A 25,913-nucleotide genomic window follows, 5' to 3' on the forward strand; every position below is an offset into this window, starting at 1 on the left:
GAGCCTGTGATGTCCCTGCCTGCCACGTTGCCGACGGCCCTGTTCGTCACCGGCACCGATACCGAGATCGGCAAGACCGCTGCCAGTACCGCGCTGCTGCACGCGCTGCGCCGGCGCGGCCTGCGCGCGGTGGGCATGAAGCCGGTGGCCAGCGGCAGCCACGACGCGGGGCAGGGGCTGCGCAACGACGACGCGCTGGCATTGCAGGCCGCCAGCCTGCCGGTGCCTGACTACGCCGATCTGAACCCCTACGCATTGCGCCAGCCGTTGGCGCCCGAACTGGCGGCTGCAGAGGATGGCGTGTGCATCGAACCGGCCCCGATCGTGGCGGCCTTCGAACGCCTGCGCGCACAGGCCGACGTGGTGGTGGTCGAAGGCGTGGGCGGCTGGCTGGCGCCGTTGTCGGCGCAGTTGGACCAGCTTGACCTGGTGCGTGCGCTGCGGCTGCCGGTGGTGCTGGTGGTCGGCATGCGCCTGGGCTGCGTCAACCACGCGCGGTTGACCGCACACGCGCTGCAGGCCAGTGGCGTGGAGTGCCTGGGCTGGATCGGCAACCACATCGATCCGTCGATGCAGCGCCAGGATGAGAATTTCGCGACCTTGCAGCAGCGCCTGCCGATGCCCTGCTGGGGCCGGCTGCCACATCTGCCGGGCGCCGATGGCGAAGCCTTGAGCGCGTATCTGCACAGCGACCACAGGTAGTGCCGGCCGCTGGCCGGCAACTGCACGCGTTTTACCACCTCGAGGTTGCCGGCCAGCGGCCGGCACTACCGTGTTGCCGCCACCAGCTCCCGTGCGATCGCACCCAACCGTTCCACCGCCGCGATGAAGCGCGCGTCCAGGGTCTGGCAGCACGACAACCGCAGGCAATGCCGGTAGCGCGCGCCACGCGAATACACCTGGCCCGGCATGAACACGATGTCCTCTGCCAATGCGCGCTCGAACAGCTCCCGGGTGTCTACGCCAGGCAACTCCAGCCACAGCAGGAACCCTCCCTGCGGCTCGGTGGCGCGGGTGCCGGCCGGGAAATGTTCGGCCACCAGCTGCCGCAGGCGACCGACCTGTTCGCGGTACAACCGGCGCATGCGATGCAGGTGGTGCTCGTAGCTGCCTGCTTCCAGGTAGGCCGCCACCGCATCACCGAGCAGCTGCGGTTCGCCGCCGGTGGACTGGAATTTGAGCAGCGCGATGCGTTCGGCGAAGCGGCCGCCATCGAGCCAGCCGATGCGGTAGTCCGGTGCCAGCGTCTTCGAGAATCCACCGACCACCATCACCCAACCGTCGCGGTCGAACGCCTTCAGCAAGGGCGCCGGCGGCTCGCTGAACTGCAGTTCGGCATACACTGCGTCTTCGATCAGCGGCAGCTGGCGTGCGTTGACCAGTTCGGCCAGGCGCTGCTTGTCGGCGATCGGCATCGTGCAGCCCAGCGGGTTGTGCACGGTCGGCATCACCACCAGCGCCGCAAGAGGGGTGTGCTCCAGCAGTGCTTCCAGCGCATCCACGTCCAGGCCGCGCTGCGGATGGGTGGGCAGTTCGATCGGCTGCAGGCCCAGCGTGGTCAGCAGGGGATACAGGTTGAAGTACGAGGGCGCTTCGATTCCCACCGCATCGCCGGGCCGGGTGACCGCGCGCAGCGCCAGTTGCAGTGCCTCCATCGCACCATGGGTCAGCAGCAGGCGTTCGGGGTGGGTATGCAGGCCCATCCGCGGGCCACGCCGCACGATCTGCGCCAGCAGGCGTGGCGAACCATTGGGACGGGCGTAGGTCTCCACGGTCTGCTGGCCGTGGCGCAGCACCTGCGCGGTGTGCCGGGCCAGCTGCGCACCCGGGTAGAACTGGCGCCCACGCGGGCCGGCAAAGGCGAGATCGATCACGCCGGGGCGCCGCTGCGCTTCCAGCACCCGCGCCATCAGCACCTGCTGCAGCGGGGCGGTGGGCGCGGACGGCGCATCGCGCAGCGAGCGCTGCGGAACCGACAGTCGCGGCGCGACTTCGAAGCCGGCCTTCGGCCGCGGAATGACCAGACCGGCGTCTTCCAGCTGACGGTAGGCCGCGATCACGGTGTTCAGGCTGAGCTGGCGCTGCGATGCCATCTGCCGCAGCGACGGCAGCCGGCTGCCGACCGGCAGGCGCCCGCCGTGGATGGCTTCAGCCAGCTCGTCCGACAGCCGCTGGTAGCGGGGAGGAATCATCGTGGTGGCGTCTTCTGTATCCATCGATCCGGCCCGCATCTGGTTCTGTACCCATGATGCTGACGAGCCTAGCATGTCGTTGTCGGCCGGGCTTGATCGGGGCCGGGTCGATACTTCCCAAGCGCACGGCCCTGTGGCCGTGCGTCTTTTTCATGCCGTGGTGGCGGCCAGCGGCCGGCCCCACCATGGGGTGTCAGCGCATCGGCACCAACGCGGGTTCGCGGCGGTACAACGCCGGGAACTGCTTGCCCAGCGCGGTCAGCTTGGGCGCGTCGTAGTAGCGGATGTACGCGGCCTGCGGGTAGTTGCTCATGTAGTTCTGGTGATAGCTCTCGGCCGGGTAGAAGCGCTGGCCGCTGCTCACCTGGGTCACGATCGGCGCGCGGTAGCTCCCCGCCCGGCCAAGCTGGCTGATGTACGCACGGCTTGCTGCCTGCTGGCGCGCGTCTTCGACGAAGATCGCCGATCGGTACTGGCTGCCATGATCGGGCCCCTGACGGTTGAGCTGGGTCGGGTCGTGCACCACCGAGAAGAACACCTGCATCAGCTGTCCATAGCTGACCTGGCGCGGGTCGTAGTCCACCTTCACCGCTTCGGCGTGGCCGGTGCGGCCACTGCTGACGCGTTCATAGCGGGCGTCGGCGGCACTGCCTCCGATGTAACCGGAGACCGCGTTGCTCACCCCTTTTACATGCTGGAACACGCCCTGCACGCCCCAGAAACAACCGCCGGCGAAGACCACGCTGGCGTGGCTGGCGTCATCGCGGAAGGCCGCATCGCCGCTGGGCGCAGGCAGTGCCTGCCGCTGCGCGGTGGGCTCGGCCGGGGCGGCGATCGCGCTGTGGTCGACCAGCAGCACACCTGCGACCAGCGCGGTGGCGACCAGGCCGGCGACGCCGGCGGCAATGCCCTGTTCGAAGGAGAGTTTCATCGTGTGCTCCCGGTTCAACCGAAGGTGAAGGCGTAGGCCTGCACGCCTGCGTCGAGGAATTCGATCTCGAAACGATGCGGACCGATCGCGCCGCGCTGGCGGATCAGCTGGTACAGGCGGTGCTCGTTGACGGTGCCGGTGCCATCGGCGGCCACGTCGGCGCCGGCATCGGCCGCAGGCAGTGGCTTGCCATCGAGCAGCACGCGGAAGCGCACCGGCTTGCCGTCCTCGCCCGGTGCCAGCACCAGATGCAGGTCGCGGGCGTGGAACTGGAACGCGATGCGGCCGCCGGCCTGCTGCAGTTGTGCAGCCTCATCGTTGACCCGCCACTGTCCAGACAGGCCCCATTGGTTCAGCGCCAGGGTGGACGGCAGCGTGTAGCCGAATGCTGCGTCGGCGCGCTGCCCGCCCGGCGAGGCGAACTGCTCGGCACGTGCGTGGCCCAGGTAGGTTTCCGGCGAGCGCAGGTTGCCCATGTCGGCCTGCGTGGCCACGCCCTGCAGGTCAGCCGCGGCCGGATCAGCAGGCGGCGGCAGCTCGGTCTGCCCGGCTTCCACCAGCAGGCGGCGGATCACCTGTTCGGAGTGCGCGTAGTTGCCCTCGCCGAACTGATGCCCGCGGATGTTGCCCTGCGCATCGACGAAGTAGTGCGCCGGCCAGTAGCGGTTGTTGAACGCGCGCCAGATCGCATACTGGTTGTCGAGTGCGACCGGGTACTCGACCTTCAGCTGCTGCACGGCCTTCATCACGTTGCGCGGGTCGCGCTCGAACGCGAATTCCGGGGTGTGCACGCCGATCACCACCAGGCCATGGTCGCGGTAGCGCTGCGCCCATTCGTGCACGAACGGCATCGCACGCAGGCAGTTGATGCAGGAATAGGTCCAGAAGTCGATCAGCACGACCTTGCCATGCAGCTGCTCGCGGCTCAGCGGCGGGCTGTTGAGCCACCCGGTGGCGCCATCCAGCGTGGGCAGCGTTCCTTCCACCGGCAGCGGCGCGTCTGCCTGGCCGGCTGCCATCATCATCATCGGTGGTGCTGCCGGCTGCGTGCCGGGCACGGCATCCAGCAGGCCCTGTTCGATGCGTGCGGTACTGACCGCGGACAGGCGGGTCAGCAGGCCGGTGTCCCAGCCCAGGCCGATCGCCACAACCGCCAGCAACGCTGCCACGCCGAGCACCCGGCGCACCACATTGCCCAGGCCGAGCCGGGCCTGCAGCGCGCGGAACACACGGCCGCCCACCCACACCGCCAGTGCCAGTGCGGTGACGGCGCCCAGCGCGTAGGCCAGCAACAGCGAACTGGTGCCGGCACTGGCGCCGTTCAGGGCGGCACCGGTCAGCACCAGGCCGAGAATCGGACCGGCGCAGGGGGCCCACAGCAGGCCAGTGGCGATGCCGATCAGCAGCGAGGTCCAGGCGCCGCCGCGGCCAGCCGCATCCGCGGCGTCGGCACGTGCGCTCAGGCGCGCGCCGATGCGCTGGAACGGCGCCAGCAGGTGGTCGGCCAGGGTCGGCCACAGCAGCGCGATGGCGAACACCGCCATCAGTACCAGTGCCACCCAGCGGCCGACCTGGTTGGCCTGCGCCACCCACTGGCTGCCGACCGCGGCAAAGCTGGCGACCACGGTGAAGGTCAGTGCCATGCCCAGCAGCAGCGGCAGGGTGCTGCGCAGGAAAGGACGATCAGCGCGTGCGAACACGAACGGCAGCACCGGCAGGATGCACGGGCTGAGCAGGGTCAGCACGCCGCCGAGATAGGCAAGCAGCAACAGCAGCATCATCAGGCTCCAGAAGCAGGGGAAGAACCGACCGGCACGCGCCAGCCGCCAGCGGCGTCCTGTTGCGCAGTCCCGGGCATGAACGTCATCGCGGCGCCGTTCATGCAGTAGCGCAGTCCGGTCGGCCGCGGGCCGTCGTTGAACACATGGCCGAGATGTCCGCCACAGCGGCGGCAATGTGCTTCCACCCGCACCATGCCGAAGGTGGTGTCACGGTCCTCGCCGATGGCGTTGTGCAGCGGCGCCCAGAAGCTGGGCCAGCCGGTGTGGCTTTCGAACTTGGTGGACGAAGAGAACAGCGGCAACGCACAGCCGGCACAGGCGAACGTGCCCCGCCGATGTTCCTTGTTCAGCGGGCTGCTCCAGGGGCGCTCGGTGGCCTGCTGGCGCAGCACGGCGTACTGCGCCGGGCTCAGCAGCCGGCGCCACTCGGCATCGCTGCGGACCACCTCGAACTGTCGCGCAGGCCGTGCCTCGGCAGCGGCCGGGGCCGCGCGGCTGCACGCGCCCAGGCCCAGCAGGCCGGCGGCGGTGACAGCGCCGCCCAGGCCCAGCAGATGGCGGCGGGTGAGGGACATGGTGGACTCCGGGAAGGGGCGACGGGGCCATGCTGCGCCCCCTCCGGTCAACGAATCCTCACGCAGGATTCAATTTTTCGTGAGGTATCCACGTCGCTCCCGCGCCACAATGCGGGCAGCCTCCCCACTGGCCCGAAGCTGCCGATGTCCGCCAAACGTGTCCTGATCGTTGAAGACGATGCCCACATCGCCGACCTGCTGCGCATGCACCTGGGTGATGAGGGTTATGAAGTCGCACACGCCGCCAGCGGCGATACCGGCCTGCGCCTGATCGAACAGGAAGGTCCGTGGGATGCGCTGGTACTGGACGTGATGCTGCCGGGCGTGGACGGCCTGCAGGTCTGCCAGCGCGCACGCGCGATGGCGCGCTACGTGCCGATCATCATCATCAGCGCACGTGGCAGCGAAACCCAGCGCATCGTCGGCCTGGAACTGGGCGCGGACGACTACCTGGCCAAGCCGTTCTCGATGCCGGAGCTGGTGGCGCGCGTGCGTGCGCTGCTGCGCCGCGCCGAAGCGATGGCACAGAACGCGCGCATCGATGCCGGGGCGATCGAACTCGGCGGGCTGCGGTTGGACCCGGTCGCGCGTACTGCCGCCGTCGATGGCAATGCACTGGAACTGACCCCGCGTGAGTTCGAACTGCTGCTGTTCTTCGCCCGCCACCCGGACCAGGTGTTTGCGCGGATGGAACTGCTCAACCAGGTCTGGGGCTACCAGCACGACGGTTACGAGCACACGGTCAACACCCACATCAACCGCCTGCGCAGCAAGATCGAGACCGACCCGGGCAACCCGCGGCGCCTGCTGACGGTGTGGGGGCGCGGTTACAAACTGGTCGACCCGGCCGGGGCGGCCACATGATCAAGCCGAACCTGTGGCAGAAACTGGCGCTGGTGATGTCGGCACTGATGCTGACGTGCTGCATGGCGCTGCTGGCCTGGCAGATGCGCACCAATACCCGGCATGAGCAGGAAGTGGTGCAGCGCCTGTCGCTTGGGTTGGCCGAGCACATCGCCCAGCGCAGCGAGCTGATGGATACCAGCGGCATGCGCGATGCGGCGGTGCGCGCATTGTTCGGCCAGCTGATGGCGGTCAATCCCAGTGTCGAGGTGTACCTGCTGGATGAGCAGGGTCGCATCCTCGGCCACGATGCACCCAGCGGCCACCTGGTGCGCAGCCGGGTGGACGTGGCACCGCTGCGGCGCCTGCTGTCCGGTGCTCCGCTGCCGATCCTCGGTGACGATCCCCGCAGTGCCGATGGCCGCAAGGTGTTCAGTGTCGCGCCGCTGGTGGTGCAGGGGCGGCAGGCGGGTTACGTGTACGTGGTGCTGGTGGGCGAACACCGGCAGATGCTGGCCGACGATCTGGCCGCCGGCAGCCAATGGCACACCACGCTCTGGTCGGTGCTGCTGATCGGCGGGCTGGGCCTGCTTGCCGGCCTGGTGGCCTTCTACTGGGTGACCCGGCCCCTGCGCCAGGTCACCCGGCGCATACAGGCCTTCGACATCGACGCTCCGACGCCACTGCCAGCGCCGGTACCGCTGCGCGCGGGCGAGCGCGATGAACTGAAGATCCTCGAACATGCCCATGCGCAGATGGCACAGCGGCTGGGCGAGCAGTGGCAGCAGCTGCGCCAGCAGGACCTGCAGCGCCGCGAACTGGTGGCCAACATCTCGCACGACCTGCGCACGCCGTTGTCCTCGCTGCACGGTTACCTGGAAACGCTGGCGCTGAAAGAAGCCACGCTGTCGCCGCAGGAGCGTCGTCGCTATCTCGGTATCGCGCTGGCGCAGAGCGCCAAGGTCGGCCGTCTGGCCCGGGCACTGTTTGAACTGGCGCGGCTGGAGCACGGTGAAGTGCGGCTGGAGTGGGAAGTGTTCGCGCTGCCGGAACTGCTGCAGGACGTACTGCAGAAGTTCGAGCTGGCCGCGCAGGCACGTGGGCAGCGCCTGCACGCTGATTTCCCGCCGGGCCTGCCGCTGGTGCGCGCTGACCTGGGCCTTGTTGAGCGCGTGCTGACCAATCTGCTCGACAACGCGCTGCGGCATGCGCCGGACGGGGGCCGTGTGCAGGTGCAGCTGTCGGCGCTGCCCGACAGTGTGCAGGTGGCGGTGCAGGACGATGGCCCCGGGGTGCCGCCGGCGCTGCGTGGGCAACTGTTCCAGGCGCCAGCGGCACTGGGCGCGCCGCGTGGCGAGAACGGCGGGCTCGGCCTGCTGATCGTGCAGCGCATCGTGCAGTTGCATGGCCGCCGTATCGAACTGCGCGACAGCGAACAGGGCGCGCTGTTCGTGTTCGCCTTGCCGCGTGCCGATGCCGAGGCGAACTAGACGTTGTCTGCCGGTGGCGGGACACCGCTTTCCATCGGCAGCAGCAGCCGGATGCAGGCACCGCCGAGCACCGAATCGGCCACTTCCACGTGGCCGCGATGCTTGTCCGCCACCACCTGCACCAGCGCCAGGCCCAGCCCGAAGCCCGGGCTGGCCAGGTCCGGCCGCACGTAGGGCTGCAGCACCTGGCTGCGCAGTTCGACGGCGATACCGGGGCCGTCGTCCTCCACCTGCAGGCACAGCCATCCCTCGTTGAGCGTGCTGACGATGCGGATCTGCCGGCGCGCATAGCGCAGCGCGTTGCCCAGCAGGTTGCGCAGCGCCAGTTCCAGCATGTGCCGGTTGACGTTGACCAGCCCTGCCGGTGACAGGTCCTGCTGCACCGGTATCGTCAGTGGTGCGAACTGCTCGACCACGCCGCGTACCAGCGCTGCCAGTTGCAGGCGCTGGCGGGTGACCTGATGGCAGCGGCCGAGCGCGGCGTACTCGACGCCCGCATCGGTCAGGTGCTGCAACCGGTCGATGTCGATGCGCAGGCCGGACAGCGCATCGCGCTGGGCGTCGTCCAGTCCGGTGTCTTCCAGGTCGGCCAGGCCGAAGCGCATGCGTGCCAGCGGTGTGCGGACTTCGTGCGCCACCGCCTGGGCCAGCACGCGCTGGCTGTCCAGCAGCAGCTGCAGCTGTTCGGCCATGTGGTTGAACGCCTTGGCCAATGGCCGCACCAGCGCGGTACCGGCGCGTGGCGCCCGGCTGTCGAGCTGGCCATCGCGCATCCGTCGTGCGGTCTGTGCCAGCTGCGAGACATCGCGCCACAACCGGTAGACCATTACGTACATCGGCAATGCCACCGCCACCATCAGGATCAGCAGGATGATGGCCACGCCGGAGGCTTCGCTGTCCTGCCAGCCTTCTTCGGGCAGGGCCTGGTCCAGCGGCCCCAGGATCAGCGCACTGCTGCTGTTGCCGACGCGCTGCAGGCTGCGCATGCTGTCCAGCTCGATCTGCACGTGTCCGTTGAGCAAGCCCTTGCGCTGTTTCGCCGGCAGTATCGCGGCAGCTTCGGTCAGCGGCATCAGCTGCAGCGGATAGGCGAAATCGCTGTCCAACTGTTGCGCCAGGGCTGGCCACTGCGCCGGCGGCGTTTCGGCGAAGCGATGTTGCAGCATGGCGTGCGGGCCGCGCATTTCCGCCTGCAGGCTGGCCTCGGTGCGGTCTTCCAGCAGCGCATCCCAGGCCCACAGCCCGACCACGATCAGCAGCAGATGGGCGGTGAGGAAACCGATGCCGTAGCGCAGGAAGTGGAAGGCATGGCCACGCATGGCCGACGACGGATGCTTCATCCCCATGCTGATCGGCTGAACAGGTAACCACGGCCGCGCACGGTCTTGATCCGCTCGGGCTGCTCCGGGTTGTCGCCGAGCTTGCGCCGCAGGCGCGAGATGCGTGCGTCGATCGAGCGGTCCAGGCCATCGAAGGCGATGCCGCGCAGGCCACGCAGCAGCGCATCGCGGTCGAGGATCTGGCCCGCGTTGCCGGCCAGCAGGAACAGCAGGTCGAACTCGGCGGTGGTCAGCTCCAGCAGGCGGCCCTGCAGGTGCACGTTGCGGGTGGACGGGTCGATGCTCAGTTCACCGAAGCGCAGGGCGCCATCGCGTGGCTCGACCCGGCGGTGGCGGCGCAGGTGGGCGCGCAGCCGGGCCAGCAGCACCCGTGGTTCGATCGGCTTGCCGATGTAATCGTCGGCGCCCAGCTCCAGCCCCAGCACCTGGTCGATGTTGTCCGTGCGGGCGCTCAGCACGCAGATGATCCCGTCATAGTGGGGCCGGATCTGCCGACACACTTCGAAACCATCCTGGCCCGGCAGACCGATATCGAGCAGGACCAGCGCCGGCTTCTCGCTGAGGATCCGGGCGATCGCGCGCTGGCCGCAGCGTTCGTGGGCGACCTGGTAACCGTGGCGCTTCAGGTAGTCGCTGACCATCGTGCCCAGCCGAGCGTCGTCTTCAACCAGTACGATATCCAGCATTTACAAGGCCTCCGGGGTGCTTCCGTACCGCCGTGGCACGAGCGCGGCGATGCTATCCCAGCTGCCGGGCCGCTCGGGTCCAGGGAGCGGGCGCCATTCAGCCGGGGTTGCTGGCGCGCGGGCCGGGCCTCAGGCCGGGCAACGACTTGGCCGCACGGTAGCAATCGGGTTGTTACAAAACGTTACGCAATCCGCGCCTGCGGTGACGGTCGCTGACAGCGCTACGACTGACGTGGCGCTCGGCGGGGCCGAGCATGGCAGCTCTCCCCATCCGCGTGCCGTCCTCATGCCGTCCGCCTCCTGTCCCGCGCTTTTCCTTGATTGCCCTTGCCATGGAGGCCAGCGATGAGCGGCGTGGTCGGGGCCTGGCTGCCGCCTGCCGACGATGAGCAGCTGCTGCAGCAGCTGGCGCCGATGCTGCGGGCGCTGCAGCAGCGCGGCCGCGGTCGCATCGGGTACTGGACCGATGCCGACGCAGGGCTGGCCCTCGGTCATTGCCGTGCGCCGACCGACATGCCGTTGCAGCCGCTCAGCTCCAGCTGCGGGCGCTACGTGCTGTGCCTGGATGGCCGCATCTACAACCGCGCGGCCCTGCAGTCGCAGCTGCGCGACCTGCCACGCAGCTGCACCGATGCACGCCTGTTGCTGCAGGCCGTCGTCGAGTGGGGCGTGCAGCGTGCGCTGTCGCGCATCGAAGGGGCATTTGCGTTCAGCGTCTGGGACCGCCACGCACATGAGCTCTGGCTGGCGCGTGACCCGGTCGGCGAACGGCCGTTGTATTACGGCTGGTACCAGGGCCAGTTCCTGTTCGCTTCGGAGTTGAAGGCGCTGCAGGCCTTTGCCGGATTCGCTCCCAGCATCGACCAGGATGCATTGAGCCTGCTGCTGCGCCACGACTATGTGCCGGCGCCGCACACCATCTATCGCGGCATCCACAAGCTGGTGGCCGGGGCGATGCTGCGCGTGGACCTCAACGATCATGCCGCCGGCGGATCAACGCAGGCCACGCAGGGCGGCCATCGCTACTGGTGCGCGCGCGATGCGATGCAATCCGCGCTGCAGCAGCCGTTGCAGCCGGCGCCCAGCCTGGAGCAGGCCACCGACCAGTTGGAGGTGGTGCTGCAGCAGGCGATCGCCACGCGCATGCATTCACCCGTGGCCTGCGGTGCATTCCTGTCCGGTGGCACCGATTCGTCGCTGGTGGTGGCGATGATGCAGGCGCAGTCGGCGTTGCCGGTGGAAGCATGGACGGTGGGTTTCGACGACCCCGGTCACGACGAGAGCGACTGGGCCTCGCAGGTGGCCCGGCACCTGGGCGTGCATCACCACCTGCACAGGATGGACAGCCGGCAGGGCCTGGAACTGCTGCAACGCTTGCCGCAGGTCTGGTGCGAACCGTTCGCCGATGCCTCGCAGTTGCCCACCCTGCTGGCCAGCGAGCTGCTCGGCGCGCGCAAGCCGGTGGCGCTGACCGGCGACGGCGGCGATGAGCTGTTCTTCGGGCACCCCAGCTATGGCCGCGCGCTGCGCAATGCGCGCCTGTGCGGTGGCCTGCCGGACTGGGTACGTGATCTTGCGCGGCGTGGCAGCAGCCGCTTGAACGTCGAGCGGGGTCGGCTTGGCGGTTGGCGCGCACTGGTGGCCGAGGTGGCCGCCAACGACGTGGAGGGGCATTACCTGCAGCGCGTCACCCGCTGGCGGCAGCCGACCCAGGTGGTACTGGGGGCGCGCGAGCCGGCGACGATCTTCCAGCAGCAGGACACCGCACTGCCGGCGGAAGCGCGCATCCAGCTGCTGGATTTCCGCATGGACCTGGCCGAGGGGATCCTTGCCAAGGTCGACCGTGCCGGCATGGCGGCCGGCGTGGAGACGCGCTCGCCGTTGCTGGACATGGAGGTCATACGCCTGGCCTGGCGCCTGCCGCAGCACTTGAAGTACCACGACGGCGAGCACAAGCGGATCCTCAAGCATCTGCTGGCGCGCTACCTGCCCGCCCCGCTGGTCCATCGCCCCAAGCGCGGTTTCGGCCCACCGATGGCACGCTGGCTGGCCGGCCCGCTGCGCGACTGGGCGGAAGCGTTGCTCGACCCGCAGCTGCTGCGCGACCAGGGGTGCTTCGATGCGGTACGCGTGCGCGCGATCTGGGAGGCGTTCCTGCGCGGCGAGCGCAAATGGCATACGCACCTGTGGAACGTGTTGATGTTCCAGGCGTGGTACCAGCACTGGCACGGCAATCGCGGGCGATAACCGGGAGCGATCCTTACGGGCGCGGCGAATCTTCCTGGCGCAGGGCGGAGGCCCTTGCGTGCGAATGTCCTCCGGCGCCGGCCGTTGGCCGTCACCTCCCCCTTTACTTCGCACGCAAGGGCCTCCGTCCTGCGTCCGGAGCTCGTCGGCGTCTCATTGAAGGGCCGTCGCGAGCGCTGCATCTGCGCGCCTGGTGCCGCAAGCCGAGCCTCGTCGGGGCGGGTAGGGGTCTGGGCAAAGTAAAGGAGGAGGTGACGGCCAACGGCCGGCGCCGGGGGACATTTGCCCAAACCCCTACCTGCCCCGGCGGGGCCCTCCAGCTCGCATAGACCCGGACGAAGGAGCGCTCTGGAATGCAGACGCCAGGCAAAAAAAGACCCGGCAGAGGGAGGGATCTGCCGGGTCCGGATTGCATGGGGGGAGGGACCCATGCAATGAGCGTGGGCGTCGCGCCGGTGGCTCTGTTGCCTGCCAGTCGCATCCGCCGTGCATTTGTATTGATGCAATGCAGCATACGCCGATCATGCGGCAATGCAACAAAAATCACGAAGGCGCCATCTCTGGCGCCTTGAGGCCTTTCAGATCAATGGGTTGATCAGGCGGCGGGGCCGCGGTAACGGCAGCCCGAGGTGCAGGTTTCGTGCACGGTGATCTCGCTCAATGCCGGCAGGGTGGGCTTGAGCTCGTTCCAGATCCACACGGCCAGGTTTTCGCTGGTCGGGTTGTCCAGGCCGGGGATGTCATTGAGGTAATGGTGGTCCAGGCGGTCGTAGATCGGCTGGAAAGCCGCCTTCACGTCGCCGAAGTCCATGATCCAGCCGGTCTGCGCGCCCGGCTCGCCCTCGACCTTCAGTTCCACCCGGAAGGAGTGGCCGTGCAGGCGCGCGCACTTGTGCCCCGGCGGCACGTTGGGGAGGCGGTGCGCCGCCTCGAGCATGAAGACTTTGAAGATTTCCATGGCGCGATTGTACGCCGCGGGCGGCCGATCAGCCCGGCTTTTCGTTGCCTTCCTGTGAAGAAATTCTTTTCATCCGGATGAAGAGATGATAGTTTCTCTTATATCCGTATGAAGAGATGTTATTGGCCGCACCCCGGCCAGGCATGGATTACTGCGGAACTTACCTCGTCCTTCCACTACCTCCCCCACATCGTCATGCCCCAGCACACCCTGCTCGTGGCGGCCCTGGCCGTCGCTCTGGCCGCGCCTTTGTCTGCCGCCGCCGAAACCACCGCCGACGCCGGCGGCGAAGCCAGCACCCTGGCTGCCGTGCGCGTCACCGGTTCCAACATCAAACGCGCCGATACCGAAGCCTCCAACCCGGTGCAGGTGATCGGCCGCCAGCAGCTGGAACAGACCGGCAAGGCCACCGTGGCCGATGTGCTGCGCTCGATCTCGGCCAACACCGGCAATGCCAGCAACGAGACCACCAACAACGGTTGGGCGTCGGGCTCGGCCGGCATCGGCCTGCGCGGTCTTTCGCAGAAGAACACGCTGGTGCTGCTCAACGGCCGCCGCCTGGCCAACTACGGCTTCCCGGCCGGCGGCCTGTCGGACACCTTCGTCGATCTGAACGCGCTGCCGCTGGTGGCGGTCGAACGCATCGAAGTGCTCAAGGACGGTGCATCGGCGGTGTACGGCAGCGATGCGGTGGCCGGCGTGGTCAACATCATCACCCGGCAGAACTTCGAAGGCGCCGAGATCGGCGGCAGCTTCGGCGGCGCCGACCAGGGCGGCCTGCACGAGCAGAACCTGAAGTTCGTCGGTGGCCTGGGCGACATCGACAAGGACGGCTACAACATCCTCTTCAGCCTGCAGGGCTACAACCGCGAGCGACTGGACCAGGACGAGCGCAACCTGACCAAGAGCGGCATTTACAGCGACCAGCCCGGCGGCCGCTGGAACGGCTGGTCGGCCAAGGGCGCACGCTATCTGGTCAATGGCACCTCGGTGCCGATGCTCGATGCCAACGGCAACTGCCCCACCGGCACCACCCGCGTGGCCAGCGCGCCGATCGACGGCCTGGCCGGTGATACCTGCGGCTTCAACCAGGCCCCGTACACCACCCTGATTCCCTCCACCAAGCGTTACCAGGCCTACGCCAACGGCACGTTCCGCCTCGGCGACAACGTCGAAGCGTTCGGCGAAGTGCTGTACAGCCAGATCAAGAGTGCTGCCTGGTTCGGCAGCAGCCCGTTCTTCACCCTGGAAAGCGGTCGCTTCGCACTGAACGCGCAGACCGGCCTGGCCGAGCCGGTGTCATCCAACCTGCCGGCCAGCAATCCGTACAACCCGTACGGCCGCGCGATCCCGATCGAATACACCTTCTTCGACCTCGGCGGCACCATCAAGACCAACCGGTCCACCGCCTATCGCGGTGTGTTCGGGCTGCGTGGCAACACCGAGAAGTGGGACTGGGAAGTGGCCGCGTTCGGCGCGCGCAGCAGCGAGCGCGAAACCGTCTCCGGCGGCTTCGCCAACCGCTGGGCACTGGCCAATGCACTGGCCACCGGCAGCTACAACCTGCTGAACCCGGCCGCGACGCCGCAGTCGGTGCGCGATTCGATCAACATCGCCACCCTGCGTCCGGCCGAGTCGGTGCTGCAGGGCATTGATGCGAAGATCTCCGGCAGCCTCGGCCGCACCTGGGCCGGCGACATCGGATTCGCCGCCGGTGCCGAATGGCGCCGCGAGAAGCTTGATTCGAACAACCCGTGGCAGATCGATGCCGGCCTGCAGGTGCGCCCGGCAATCGCCGAAGTGCATGGCGAGCGCAAGGTCAGCGCCGCCTACGCCGAGGTCAACGTGCCGCTGGCCTCGACCCTGGAACTGTCCGCCGCCGCCCGCGCCGATCATTACGATGATTTTGGCGACGCCTTCTCGCCCAAGCTCGGCCTGCGCTGGCAGCCGCTGGATTTCCTGCTGGTGCGTGCCTCCGCGTCGAAGGGCTTCCGTGCACCGTCGCTGTCGGAGAACTCCAACAGCACCAGCATCGCCTACGGCAGCGTGGTCGACCCGCGTGATCCGGACGTGCCGGGCTCGCGGCAGAACCCGACCTTCTTCACCGTCGGCAACAGCGACCTGAAGCCGGAGCGCACCAAGAGCGTGAACTTCGGCGTGGTGCTGTCGCCATGGGCGAACACCAACCTGAGCATCGACTACTACCGTATCCAGCTGGACAACCTGGTCGGTACCAACAACACCCAGACCCTGGTCAACGACAACGTCGCCGGTGCCGTGCAGCGCGATGAGCGCGGCAAGCTGCAGGCGGTCTACAACCGCTACCAGAACCTGAGCGAGCTGAAGACCTCGGGCATCGACGTCGAGCTGCGCCAGCGCATCCCGACCACCGCCTTCGGTGACTTCACCGTAACCTCGGCCTACACCCACGTGCGCGACTACCGGCGCCCGACCGTGGTCGGTGGCCCGCTGGTGGACTATGCCGGCAGCAATCTCGGCGCCACCCTGCCGAAGAACAAGGCCACCACCACCCTGGACTGGAAGTACAGCGACTACACCGCTGCGGTGACCTGGTACTACACCAGTGGCTACGACCAGAAGGCCAGCACCGCTGCCGCTGCGGTGCAGAGCCGCGTCGACGCCTACAACCAGTTCGATCTCTACCTGGGCTACACCGGCATCGACAACCTGACCGTGTACGCCAAGGTGCAGAACCTGGGTGACAAGACGCCGCCGTACGACGCCTCGTTCCCGGGCATCCGCGCGCCGTACGATTTCAGCCAGTACGACCTGCGTGGCCGCTACTTCACGCTGGGCTTCGACTACCGCTTCTGATCCACCCGCCGCGGCCGGCCACCCTGCGTGGCCGGCTGTGTTGCCATGTTCCAGGGGAGTCACCGTGTCCTTCCACCGCCGTGCCGTTTTTCCGTTGTTGCTCGCTGTCGCCACCGCCGTATCGCTGCCGCCTGCGGTCCATGCGCAGAGCGCCTATTTCTTCCCGCAGACCACCGATGCGGCGGCATTCGATACCGCCATTCCCACGCCGGAGCAGTTCCTCGGCTATCCGATCGGCAGCCGCTACACCCGCCATGAGCAGCTGGTGGCTTACTTCCAGGAGCTGGCCAAGCACTCGGACAGGATCAGTGTGCGCGAGATCGGCCGCAGCTATGAGGGCCGACCGCTGCTGATCGCCACGGTCACTGCTGCAGGCAACCACGCGCGGCTGGAACAGATCCGCCAGCAGCACGCGACCCTGGCTGACCCGGAGCAGCCGCGCAGCGCTGCCGGTGACAGCCCGGTGGTGGTGTGGCTGGGCTACAGCGTGCACGGCAACGAGACCTCCAGTGGCGAAGCGGCGATGCTGACCGCCTACTACCTGGTGGCCAACCGCAGCGCGGAAACGCAGCAGTGGCTGCAGCAGGCAGTGGTGCTGTTCGACCCGGCGCAGAATCCCGACGGCCGCGATCGCGCCGCCAACTGGCACAACGCCTGGGCGTCCGATCCGGCCTCGGCCGATCCGGCCGACAAGGAACACGTCGAACCGTTCCCGCAGGGCCGTACCAACCACTACTTCACCGATCTCAACCGCGATTGGCTGGCACTGACGCAGCAGGATTCGCGGCCGAAGGTGGCGCAGTTCCACCAGTGGTACCCGAACGTGCAGATCGACTTCCACGAAATGGGCAAGGACAGCACGTACTACTTCGAGCCATCACCGAAGAGCATGCATAGCCCGTTGATCCCGGCAGCGTCGTACGAGTTCAACAAGACCCTGGCCAAGTACCACGCCCAGGCGCTCGATGCGCTGGGTTCGCTGTACTACACCGGTGAGAACTTCGACAATTTCTCGCCCGTGTACGGCTCGACCTATCCGGATTTCCACGGCGCGGTCGGCGTCACGGTGGAGCAGGCCAGCTCGCGCGGTCGCGTGCAGGAATCGGTGAATGGGCTGCTGACGTTCCCGTTCACCATCCGCAACCAGGTTGCCACCGGGTTGGGCACGGTGCGCGGTGCGGTGACCGAGCGCAGCGCGCTGTTCGATCTGCAGAAGCGTTTCTTCCAGAGCGCGCTGAAGCAGGCCGCACAACAGCCGGTGAAGAGCTTCGTGTTCGGCGACGCGCATGATCCGGCATTGACCCGACGCCTGCTGGAACTGCTGTTGCTGCACAGGATTGAAGTGCATGCACTGGACCGCGCTGTCAGCGTAGATGGCCAGCGTTTCGAAGCGGGCAGCGCCTACGTGGTGCCGGTGCAGCAGGCGCAGTTCCGCCTGGTCCATTCGATCTTCGCCGAGACCCCGCCGATCAAGGGCGACGTGTTCTACGGCAGCACCAGCTACGCGATCGCCCCGGCCTACGGCGTGGCCTTTTCCGGCAGCCGCAGCCGCATCGATGGCGGCGCCCGCGTGGTCGAGGTTCCCGCAGTGCAGGGCGGGCTGACCGGCGGTGAAGCGGGCTTCGCCTACGTGATCGACTGGCGCGACTACAACGCGGGCCGCGCACTGGCCGCCCTGCAGGCCAAGGGTTTGTCCACGCGTGCCACCTTCCAGCCATTCACTGCGGCCACCGCACAAGGTGAAGTGGCCTTTGCCGGGGGCAGCATCGTGGTACCGGTGGCCGGGCAGCCGCTGCACGGGGCGGCGTTGCAGGAGGCGGTCGCCACCGCAGCGCGGGCCGCCGGTGTGCAGGTGCATGCGCTGGCCAGCGGTCGCAGCCGCGACGGCATCGACCTTGGCAGTGACGGCGTCAAGGCACTGCGCAAGCCTGCCGTCGCGCTGGTGATGGGCGAGGGCGTGGCAGCCACCGAAATCGGTTCGGCCTGGTTCCTGCTCGACCAGCAGCTGCGCCTGCCGGCCAGCAAGCTGGACCCACAGCAGCTGGGCAAGGTATCGCTGGACCGCTACACCACGATCGTGCTGTCCGGCGGCACCTATGCCGGCATCGACGCGGCCGCAGTAGCGGCATTGAAGCGCTGGATCCAAGCCGGCGGGTCACTGGTCACCTATGGCAGCGCTGCGAAGTGGGCAATCGAACAGAAACTTGCCGACGGCGAGAAGCTGGGCAAGGACGAGGAAGCAACAGACACCGCGCGCCGCGCCTTCGGTGACCAGCGCGACATCGCCGCGATCGAGCGTGTCAGCGGCAACATCCTCAGCGCCGACGTCGACCCCAGTCACCCTTTGGCGTTCGGCGTGCCGCGCCGGCAACTGGCGATCAACAAGGAGAACACGGTCATCCTGCAGCCGAGCACGAACGGGTTTTCCACGGTGGTGCGGATCGACGACACACCTCGGGTGAACGGGTATCTGTCCGAGCGCAACCGCAGTCGCGTGGCTGGAAGTGCATGGCTGCTGGTGTCGGCGCAGGGGCAGGGCAACGTGATCCTGTTTGCTGATGATCCGGCGCATCGCAAGTACTGGCATGGCACTGATCGGATGCTGATCAACGCGATCTTCTTCGGGAATCTGGTGAATCCGGCGAAAGCGCGGGGTTGAGGCGTTTGGCGCCTTCATTGCCATGTGGGTTGGGAGGACGGATAGGCCGCGCAGGACACGCCGCAAGTACGTCCCTGTAGGCTCGTAGGCGCCATCCATGGCGCCTGCGGTCCTGCGCGGCCTATCCGTCCTCCCCAGACAGTTTCCTCCAGGCGCGGACGCATCAAACCCAAGGCGGGGGCAAGGGCAAAAGCAGGAATTGCGGCTTCGGCGTTTGCCTTTGAATTTGAATTTGAATTTGAATTTGAATTTGATCTTTCTTCTCCCGGCAACCCGGCGGGAGAAGAAGGCGCAGGCAATGCTTGAAGCGGATGGGCATGGGGGCAGCGCAGAACCGTTGGCGCCATGGATGGCGCCATCGAGCTTACATGGACGTATTTACAGCGTGTTCTGCGCTGCCCCCATGCCCATCCGCCCTCGGTACTGCCACCGCCTGCTTTATCACCCGGTAGCCAGCAACAAAAAAGGACGGCGCGTCAGCGCCGTCCCTCGATAGCCCCCCGCGCAGCGGGAAGCGCCATCCATGTCAGCAGCAATCAGCCAGCGCGACCGCCGCCGTTGCCGCCCTGGCCGCGACCACGGCCGCCACCGGAATTACCGGCACCGCCACGACGCTGGCCCTGACCGGCACCTGCGCCTGCGCGCTGCTGGCCGTTGCCCGCGCCCTCGCGGCGGCCACCGCCGGCCTTCTTCGGGCCTGCATGGGCATGACGCGGTGCATCGCCGTGCGGACGGCGCGCGTGGGTCTTGCGCGGCACGCGCTCTCCGGTATCGGCCTCGGCCTTGCCCGGTGCACTGTTGCCCCAGCGGATCGGCGTCTGCAGCTCGAAGCCCGGCACATCGCGGATGTCCATGTCGCGGCCGAGCAGGCGCACAATCGCGCGCAGCAGCTTCACTTCATCCTGTGCAACCAGCGAAATTGCTTCGCCGGTAGCGCCGTTGCGGCCGGTACGGCCAATGCGGTGCACGTAGTCTTCGGCCACCATCGGCAGATCGAAGTTGATCACCTTCGGCAGCTCGTTGATGTCGATACCGCGCGCGGCGATGTCGGTTGCTACCAGCACGGTGACCCGGCCAGCCTTGAAGTCGCCGAGCGCACGCAGGCGCTGGCCCTGGCTCTTGTTGCCGTGGATCGCCGCGGTCTTGATGCCGGACTTTTCCAGGAACGCGGCCAGCTTGTCGCTGCCGTGCTTGGTGCGGGCAAACACCAGGGTCTGCTCGCGGCTGTCCTGCGCCAGCAGGTGCAGCAGCAGGTCGCGCTTGCGGCTGCCATCGACCGGATGCACCTTGTGGGTGATGGTCTCGGCGACGGTGTTTTTCGGCGTGACCTGGATCTGTTCCGGGTTGCGCATGAACTCCAGCGCCAACTGCCGGATGTTGTCCTCGAAGGTGGCCGAGAACAGCAGGGTCTGGCGGTTCTGCTTGGGCAGCTTGGCCAGGATGCGCTTGATCGAGGGCAGGAAGCCCATGTCCAGCATGCGGTCGGCTTCGTCCAGCACCAGCAGTTCAATGCCGGACAGGTCGATGCTGCGACGCTCCAGGTGGTCGATCAGGCGGCCCGGGCACGCCACCAGCAGGTCCACGCCGCGACGCAGGATGTCCAGCTGGTTGCCCATGCCGACACCGCCGTAGATGCAGGCGCTGGGGATGCGCAGGTACTTGCTGTAACCGCGCAGGCTGTCATGCACCTGGGTGGCCAGTTCGCGGGTCGGTGCCAGGATCAGCGCGCGCGGCTTGCGCGGGCCGGTGCGCACTTCCTGCGAAGCGGTGCCCAGGTGCTGCAGCAGCGGCAGGCCGAACGCGGCGGTCTTGCCGGTACCGGTCTGTGCGCCGGCCAGCAGGTCGCGACCGGCTAGCACCAGCGGAATCGCCTGCTGCTGGATCGGGGTCGGGGTTTCGTAGCCCTGCTCGGCGAGCGCACGCAGCAGGAAGGGCGCAAGGCCCAGGGATTCAAAAGACATCGAGATTGCTCCAAGTACAGTTAACGCCTGTCCGAACGGACAGACGGGGGCAGATCAAACTGATCGGCTGACTCGGAGCGTTCCCGTGAACCGCGCTGCGAGAATTGGGTGCAGCCAACGCGAAGCGCAGACTGGAATGCGTGACGAACGGCGTCGGAGTGGGGGCGGGCGATGGGGCGAACCCCGGTCGCCGGCGATCCCGGAGGGAAACGGACGGCCGCTGCAGACCCGCATAGTCTAACGGAAGGATGAGACCTGACGCAAAACAGGCTGTTCAGGTTGGGGGTTCGGCAGGGCTGCGCCCTGCACCCGCCGAATCGACGGCAATGGCAACAGCAACAGCAACAGCGGGCATACCGTGGGATGGCGGGGTGGGTCCGGTTGCGGGGGCCGCTGCAAGTACGTCCATGTAAGCTCGGTCGCCGCGTCCATGCGGCTCACGCCCCCGCAACCGGACCCACCCCGCCTTCGACAGTTTTCCGCGATCTGTCGAAATGGCAGGGCCTGCTCCTGGTGGGTGTCACCTTGGTCGACACGTAGATCCACGCCACGCGTGGATGCTCTTCGTTCAATTGTCGAAATATTCGACTTCGAATGAGATCCATCCCCGCATGGCGTGGATCTACCAGAACGAATGCAACCGTCATCGGGAACCTGTCGAAGGCGGGGCGGTGTCGGATTGCGGGGTGTCCGCGGCATGGATGCCGCGGACAAGCCCCCAAGGATGGGTTTACGGCGTCCCCGCAATCCGACACCGCCCCGCCCAACCCACAGAAAACCCAGAGCCGGGGCTGTTGCAGTTGCTTTCGCGGTTGCCTTGGCCTTGGCCGTTGCCTCTGCAGGTGCAGGGTGCAACCCTGCCGCCCCCCTCCTGCGGTAGGGTGAGGCGATGCCGCGCTGCAGCTTGGCTACGCTGCTTATTTGATTACACTTGAAACTTGTTTGCCCACGACTCCGGACACCCACCATGAAGCTTGGTTCCTTGAAGGAAGGCGGCCGCGACGGCACCCTGATCGTCGTCTCGCGTGACCTGCGCCACGGCGTGCGCGCCACCGGCATCGCCGCCACCCTGCAGTTGGCCCTGGAGGACTGGAGCCATCTGGCCCCGCGTCTGAATGCGCTGTATGAGTCGCTCAATGCCGGTGACGCCGATGGCGTGTTCGACCTGGACCCGCAGGCCCTGGCCGCGCCGATGCCGCGCGCCTATGAATTCGTTGATGGCAGCGCCTACCTGCCGCACGTCGAGCGCGTACGTCGCGCCCGCGGCGCCGAGGTGCCGGAGAGCTTCTACACCGATCCGCTGATGTACCAGGCCACCAGCGCCGGTTTCCATGGCCCGCGCGATGCGGTCAAGGTGATCAGCGAGGACTACGGCATCGATCTGGAAGCCGAGATCGTGGTGATCACCGACGACGTGCCGATGGCCGCCACCCCGGAGCAGGCCGCCGGCCACATCCAGCTGATCGGTCTGGTCAACGACGTCTCGCTGCGCAACCTGATCCCGGGCGAACTGGCCAAGGGCTTCGGCTTCCTGCAGTCCAAGCCGCGCTCGGCGTTGTCGCCGGTGTTCGTCACTCCCGACGAACTGGGCGCTGCCTGGCAGGACAGCAAGGTGCACCTGCCGCTGCTGACCCACATCAACGGGACGTGGTTCGGTGCGCCGGAAGCAGGTGTCGACATGCAGTTCAACTTCGCCCAGCTGGTCGCGCACGCGGCCAAGACGCGCCCGCTCAGTGCCGGCACCATCGTCGGCTCGGGCACCATCGCCAACGAAGACACCAGCAAGGGTGCTTCGTGCTTCGCCGAACAGCGCGTGGTGGAAACCCTGCGCGACGGCAAGCCGAGCACGCCGTTCATGTCCTTCGGCGACGTGGTGCGCATCGAGATGCTCGATGCCGCCGGCAACAGCATCTTCGGTGCGATCGAGCAGCGCATCGAACAGGCGGCCAAGCCCTGAGCATGGAGGCGGCGATGGAGATTCCGGTCGACGACGGCATCGTGCTGTACACCTACTGGCGATCCAGCGCCGCCTACCGCGTGCGCATCGGCCTGGCCTTGAAAGGCCTGGCCTTCGAAGCACGACCGGTGCATCTGGTGCGCGAGGGCGGCGAGCAGCACCATGACGCCTATCGCGGGCTCAACCCGCAGCAGCTGGTGCCCACGCTGCTGCATGACGGCCACGTGCTGACCCAGTCGCTGGCGATCCTGGAGTATCTGGAAGAGCGGTTCCCGCAGGTGCCGCTGCTGCCGGCCGACGCCGCTGGCCGCGCACGGGTGCGGGCGCTGGCGCAGCTGGTGGCCTGCGACATCCACCCGATCAACAACCTGCGGGTGATGCAGTACCTCGAGCGCGATCTGCAGCTGCCCGCCGATGCACGCACGCGGTGGACCCTGCACTGGATGGCCGAGGGCTTTGCCGCAATGGAAGCGATGCTGGCCGACAGCGCTGACACCGGCACGTTCTGCCACGGTGACCGTCCGGGCCTGGCCGACATCTGCCTGTTGCCGCAGCTGTACAACGCGCATCGGTTTGGTCTGGATCTGGCGCCGTACCCCACGCTGCGCCGCATTGAAGCGGCCTGCCAGCAGCTGGAAGCCTTCGTCGCTGCACGCCCCGAAAACCAGATCGACGCCGCCTGACGTCTGGCTGTGCTCGCCGGGCGTGGCCCGGCGCTACCGGTCTCCGGCGCGCGCGGAATCGGCCGCCAGCAGTTGCCGCAGGTCGTCGCGGAACAGCCGGTAGGCGTCCTCGCGCCGCGTCTCATCCTTCTGCCGCAGTACCCAGGCAGGATGCACGGTGGCGTACCCCCGGGTGCCATCCTCGAGCGTGAGCCAGCGGCCACGGTCGCGCGTCAGGTTGAAATCGCGACCGAATACGGACGAGGCCGCCGTGGCACCCAGGCAGACGATCACCTGTGGCTTCACCCGTGCGATCTCGCCCTGCAGCCACGGCCGGCAGGCCTGCACATGGCGGTTCTCAGGGCGCTTATGCAGGCGCACCTTGCCTCGGCGCTCGTGGTGGAAGTGCTTCACCGCGTTGGTCAGGTACAGGGCGCCGCGTTCGATGCCCAGTTCCTGCAGCGCACGGTCCAGCAGCTTGCCCGCCGGCCCGGCGAAGGGGCGCCCACTCAGGTCCTCGACATCACCGGGCTGTTCGCCCACCAGCATGATGCGTGCATCGGCACGACCTTCGCCGAACACGGTCTGGGTCGACGCTTCCCACAACGGGCACTGCCGGCAGACGGCGGCCTGCTGGCGCAGCGCCTGCAGGCTGCCGTTGTCCGCAGCGGCACCGGTTGCATCGTTCGGCCGTGCGGGAATACGTCGCTGCGGTACCTGTGCCGGTCGATCATGCATCTCCTGCACGCGGCCGGCTGCGTCACGCACCAGGCCCGGCAACAGGTGCGCTTCGGGAAGATGCTTCCAGTAACGGGCGGGCATTTCCTGCTGCATCATCCGCGTGTTGAGCCGGGCCGGATTGAAGATGCTGGCGTAATAGGTCTGCCACAGCGTCTCACGGGCGTCTTCGGCGGGTGCATCGCGGCGGCTGCCGCCCTCACCGAACGAGAGCGTGCTGCCATCCCAGCGGACACTGCGCGCGGGGGTCAGGATCGCCCAGCGCATGCCGGCAAAACGGCGGGCGAAAAACGGCGCGACGCGGTCGACGATGTTGTGATCGGGCTCGAACCAGGCGATGAACGCGTCGGTCTCGCCGGGCACCTCCCGGAAGCGCACGAAGGCCTTCATCTTGTGCGTGTCGCGGCGCACCGCCTGCGCCAGCGCCATCAACCGCAGCACATCGGCGTCGGCCGGATTGGACAGTACCGTGCGTTCGCCATGCGCGATGCGCCACAGCAGGCGGTACAGCAGCGGCAGGCGCTGCGGATCGCGATGGCACAGGCAGGTAGCGGCCAGTTCGACGAAGTCGCGCGGCACGTTCGGGACGGTGGCGCCGTCGGGCAGTGGCGCCTGCTGCACCGCCGGCGCGTCCAGCAGCGACGCTTCGGTACCTGTGATCCAGTCCAGCTGTTCCGGCAGCACCCCGCGCAGCAAGGCCTCACGCGCCGCACCGCGCCAGGCATCCAGCGACCACGGCGGGTCTACGCGCAGCGACCAGCGCTGCAGATCAGGCAGCGGGCGCGGCATCGAACAGCGAGCCCTGGCGGGGTGGTGGCGCCAGCTTCGCGCGCAGCGCCGCCGGATCATCCAGCGCACTGCGCGGATGGTGGTCGGCCAGCTGCACGAACGGCAGCAGTTTGCTCATCGGCGCCTTCAGCCGGGCGACGTCGGCCACCCGCAGGCGACCGTGGCGGCGCGCCATCAGCACACGCTTGACGTTGCGCACTCCCAGGCCCGGCACCCGCAGCAGCAGTTCCTTCGGCGCAAGGTTCAGGTCCACCGGGAAGCGTTCGGGATGGCGGATCGCCCAGGCCATCTTCGGATCGATGTCCAGATCCAGCATGCCGCCCTGGGTGGTGTCGGTGATCTCCTCCACGCCGTAGCCGTAGAAGCGCAGCAGCCAGTCGGCCTGGTACAGCCGGTGCTCGCGCTGCAGCGGAGGTGGTTGCAGCGGCAGCTGGCGGCTCGCATCGGGAATCGGGCTGAAGGCGGAGTAGTACACCCGGCGCATGCGGTAGTTGCCGTAGAGGCTGTCGGCACTGGTCAGGATCTGCTGGTCGCTGGCACCGTCGGCGCCGACGATCATCTGCGTGCTCTGCCCGGCGGGTGCGAAGCGGGGAGGGCGAGGACGCGCGCTGCGGCTGGAAACCGGTGCGATCACTGCCGGCGCCTTGCGGGCCTCCTTGGCTTCTTCGATGCGCCAGCGCAGTTCACCCATCGCGCCGCGGATCGATGTGCTGGTCTTTTCCGGTGCGAGGGTGGCCAGGCCCGCCTCGGTGGGCAGTTCGACATTGATCGACAGGCGATCGGCGTAACGACCCGCAGCGGCCAGAAGTTCCGGCGATGCCTCGGGGATCGTCTTCAGGTGGATGTAGCCGGCGTATCGATGCTCCTCGCGCAGCCGACGTGCCACCTCCACCATGCGCTCCATCGTGTAGTCCGCGTTGCGGATGATGCCGCTGGAAAGAAACAGCCCTTCGATGTAATTGCGCTTGTAGAAATCCAGGGTGAGCGTGACCACCTCGTCCACGCTGAAACGCGCGCGCGGCACGTTGCTGGACACCCGGTTCACGCAATAGGCGCAGTCGTACACGCAGAAGTTGGTCAGCAGGATCTTCAGCAGCGACACGCAGCGGCCATCGGGCGTGTAGCTGTGGCAGATGCCCATGCCCTCGGTACTGCCGATGCCACCGGAGGCGCGCGAATCGCGCTTGCCCGCACCACTGGAGGCGCAGGAGGCATCGTACTTGGCGGCATCTGCAAGGATGGCCAGCTTGCGTATGGTTTCCATTGAAG

At 67.6% G+C, this 25,913-nt stretch carries 18 protein-coding genes; 8 read left to right on the forward strand and 10 right to left on the reverse strand.

The genetic code is table 11. The annotated features are described in order from the left end of the window. Window positions 1–9: 9 nt before the first annotated feature. Window positions 10–702 carry a dethiobiotin synthase gene (gene bioD / locus LMF57_RS02430; RefSeq protein WP_229290691.1) on the forward strand — a complete coding sequence of 231 codons (693 nt, stop codon included), beginning with the start codon at window positions 10–12 and terminating at the stop codon, window positions 700–702. Between the two features lie 65 nt (window positions 703–767). Here bioD and LMF57_RS02435 read toward each other — a convergent pair whose 3' ends face one another. The 4 genes from LMF57_RS02435 to msrB all read right to left on the reverse strand — a co-directional run bounded on the left by LMF57_RS02435 (window position 768) and on the right by msrB (window position 5,479). Beyond that, window positions 768–2,216: a PLP-dependent aminotransferase family protein gene (locus LMF57_RS02435; protein WP_117309444.1), complete on the reverse strand. Its 1,449-nt coding sequence runs from the start codon at window positions 2,214–2,216 to the stop codon at window positions 768–770. A gap of 169 nt (window positions 2,217–2,385) precedes the next feature. Further along, the gene (gene msrA, locus LMF57_RS02440) at window positions 2,386–3,123 is read right to left on the reverse strand and encodes a peptide-methionine (S)-S-oxide reductase MsrA (protein ID WP_229290695.1); all 738 of its coding nucleotides are present in this window, start codon (window positions 3,121–3,123) and stop codon (window positions 2,386–2,388) included. 14 nt (window positions 3,124–3,137) lie between these two features. Continuing rightward, window positions 3,138–4,901 (reverse strand): cytochrome c biogenesis protein DipZ, encoded by a 1,764-nt coding sequence (locus LMF57_RS02445; RefSeq protein ID WP_229290697.1) that lies wholly within the window; start codon window positions 4,899–4,901, stop codon window positions 3,138–3,140. Between the two features lie 2 nt (window positions 4,902–4,903). Continuing rightward, window positions 4,904–5,479 carry a peptide-methionine (R)-S-oxide reductase MsrB gene (gene msrB, locus LMF57_RS02450; protein WP_229290698.1) on the reverse strand — a complete coding sequence of 192 codons (576 nt, stop codon included), beginning with the start codon at window positions 5,477–5,479 and terminating at the stop codon, window positions 4,904–4,906. A gap of 144 nt (window positions 5,480–5,623) precedes the next feature. Here msrB and LMF57_RS02455 point away from each other — a divergent pair, with 144 nt between their 5' ends. Both LMF57_RS02455 and LMF57_RS02460 read left to right on the forward strand, forming a co-directional pair. After that, window positions 5,624–6,343: a response regulator transcription factor gene (locus LMF57_RS02455; RefSeq protein ID WP_229290699.1), complete on the forward strand. Its 720-nt coding sequence runs from the start codon at window positions 5,624–5,626 to the stop codon at window positions 6,341–6,343. Further along, window positions 6,340–7,812, forward strand: coding sequence for a HAMP domain-containing sensor histidine kinase (locus tag LMF57_RS02460; protein ID WP_229290700.1), 1,473 nt, complete (start codon window positions 6,340–6,342; stop codon window positions 7,810–7,812). Before LMF57_RS02455 ends, LMF57_RS02460 begins: the two co-directional genes overlap by 4 nt. On the opposite strand, the gene LMF57_RS02465 is transcribed toward LMF57_RS02460, so the two are convergent. Together LMF57_RS02465 and LMF57_RS02470 are read right to left on the reverse strand one after the other, a co-directional pair. Beyond that, window positions 7,809–9,152: an ATP-binding protein gene (locus LMF57_RS02465; protein ID WP_229290702.1), complete on the reverse strand. Its 1,344-nt coding sequence runs from the start codon at window positions 9,150–9,152 to the stop codon at window positions 7,809–7,811. The two genes, LMF57_RS02460 and LMF57_RS02465, sit on opposite strands and share 4 nt — an antisense overlap. Further along, window positions 9,149–9,838 (reverse strand): winged helix-turn-helix domain-containing protein, encoded by a 690-nt coding sequence (locus LMF57_RS02470; protein WP_025878439.1) that lies wholly within the window; start codon window positions 9,836–9,838, stop codon window positions 9,149–9,151. The genes LMF57_RS02465 and LMF57_RS02470 overlap by 4 nt, the downstream gene beginning before the upstream one ends. A 345-nt stretch (window positions 9,839–10,183) precedes the next feature. Here LMF57_RS02470 and asnB point away from each other — a divergent pair, with 345 nt between their 5' ends. Next, the gene (asnB, locus tag LMF57_RS02475; RefSeq protein ID WP_229290704.1) at window positions 10,184–12,085 is read left to right on the forward strand and encodes an asparagine synthase (glutamine-hydrolyzing); all 1,902 of its coding nucleotides are present in this window, start codon (window positions 10,184–10,186) and stop codon (window positions 12,083–12,085) included. 595 nt (window positions 12,086–12,680) lie between these two features. Here asnB and queD read toward each other — a convergent pair. Continuing rightward, window positions 12,681–13,043 (reverse strand): 6-carboxytetrahydropterin synthase QueD, encoded by a 363-nt coding sequence (queD, locus tag LMF57_RS02480; protein WP_229290705.1) that lies wholly within the window; start codon window positions 13,041–13,043, stop codon window positions 12,681–12,683. A gap of 195 nt (window positions 13,044–13,238) precedes the next feature. Here queD and LMF57_RS02485 point away from each other — a divergent pair, with 195 nt between their 5' ends. Beyond that, entirely contained in the window at window positions 13,239–15,878 is a 2,640-nt protein-coding gene (locus tag LMF57_RS02485; protein WP_229290706.1) for a TonB-dependent receptor, read from the forward strand. A 64-nt stretch (window positions 15,879–15,942) separates the two neighbouring features. Then, a complete protein-coding gene (locus LMF57_RS02490) occupies window positions 15,943–18,537 on the forward strand; it encodes a M14 family zinc carboxypeptidase (protein WP_229290708.1) in 2,595 nt (864 codons plus the stop codon). 536 nt (window positions 18,538–19,073) lie between these two features. Here the strand turns inward: LMF57_RS02490 and LMF57_RS02495 are convergent. Then, window positions 19,074–20,498, reverse strand: a complete 1,425-nt coding sequence (locus tag LMF57_RS02495; RefSeq protein ID WP_117309453.1) for a DEAD/DEAH box helicase — start codon at window positions 20,496–20,498, stop codon at window positions 19,074–19,076. A 967-nt stretch (window positions 20,499–21,465) separates the two neighbouring features. Between LMF57_RS02495 and LMF57_RS02500 the strand changes: the two genes are divergently transcribed. Continuing rightward, a complete protein-coding gene (locus tag LMF57_RS02500; protein ID WP_117309454.1) occupies window positions 21,466–22,455 on the forward strand; it encodes a fumarylacetoacetate hydrolase family protein in 990 nt (329 codons plus the stop codon). A 14-nt stretch (window positions 22,456–22,469) separates the two neighbouring features. Further along, the gene (gene maiA / locus LMF57_RS02505; protein ID WP_117309455.1) at window positions 22,470–23,138 is read left to right on the forward strand and encodes a maleylacetoacetate isomerase; all 669 of its coding nucleotides are present in this window, start codon (window positions 22,470–22,472) and stop codon (window positions 23,136–23,138) included. A gap of 33 nt (window positions 23,139–23,171) precedes the next feature. On the opposite strand, the gene LMF57_RS02510 is transcribed toward maiA, so the two are convergent. Both LMF57_RS02510 and LMF57_RS02515 read right to left on the reverse strand, forming a co-directional pair. Beyond that, on the reverse strand, window positions 23,172–24,644 hold the full coding sequence (locus LMF57_RS02510; RefSeq protein ID WP_229290710.1) for a UdgX family uracil-DNA binding protein: 1,473 nt from the start codon (window positions 24,642–24,644) through the stop codon (window positions 23,172–23,174). Next, complete coding sequence (locus tag LMF57_RS02515) at window positions 24,625–25,908, reverse strand: putative DNA modification/repair radical SAM protein (protein WP_140226343.1); 1,284 nt, start codon at window positions 25,906–25,908, stop codon at window positions 24,625–24,627. Before LMF57_RS02515 ends, LMF57_RS02510 begins: the two co-directional genes overlap by 20 nt. Between the last annotated feature and the right edge of the window lie 5 nt (window positions 25,909–25,913).

Origin of the sequence: Stenotrophomonas sp. SI-NJAU-1 (assembly GCF_020883215.1) — a bacterium.
GTDB classification, from domain to species: Bacteria; Pseudomonadota; Gammaproteobacteria; order Xanthomonadales; family Xanthomonadaceae; genus Stenotrophomonas; species Stenotrophomonas indicatrix.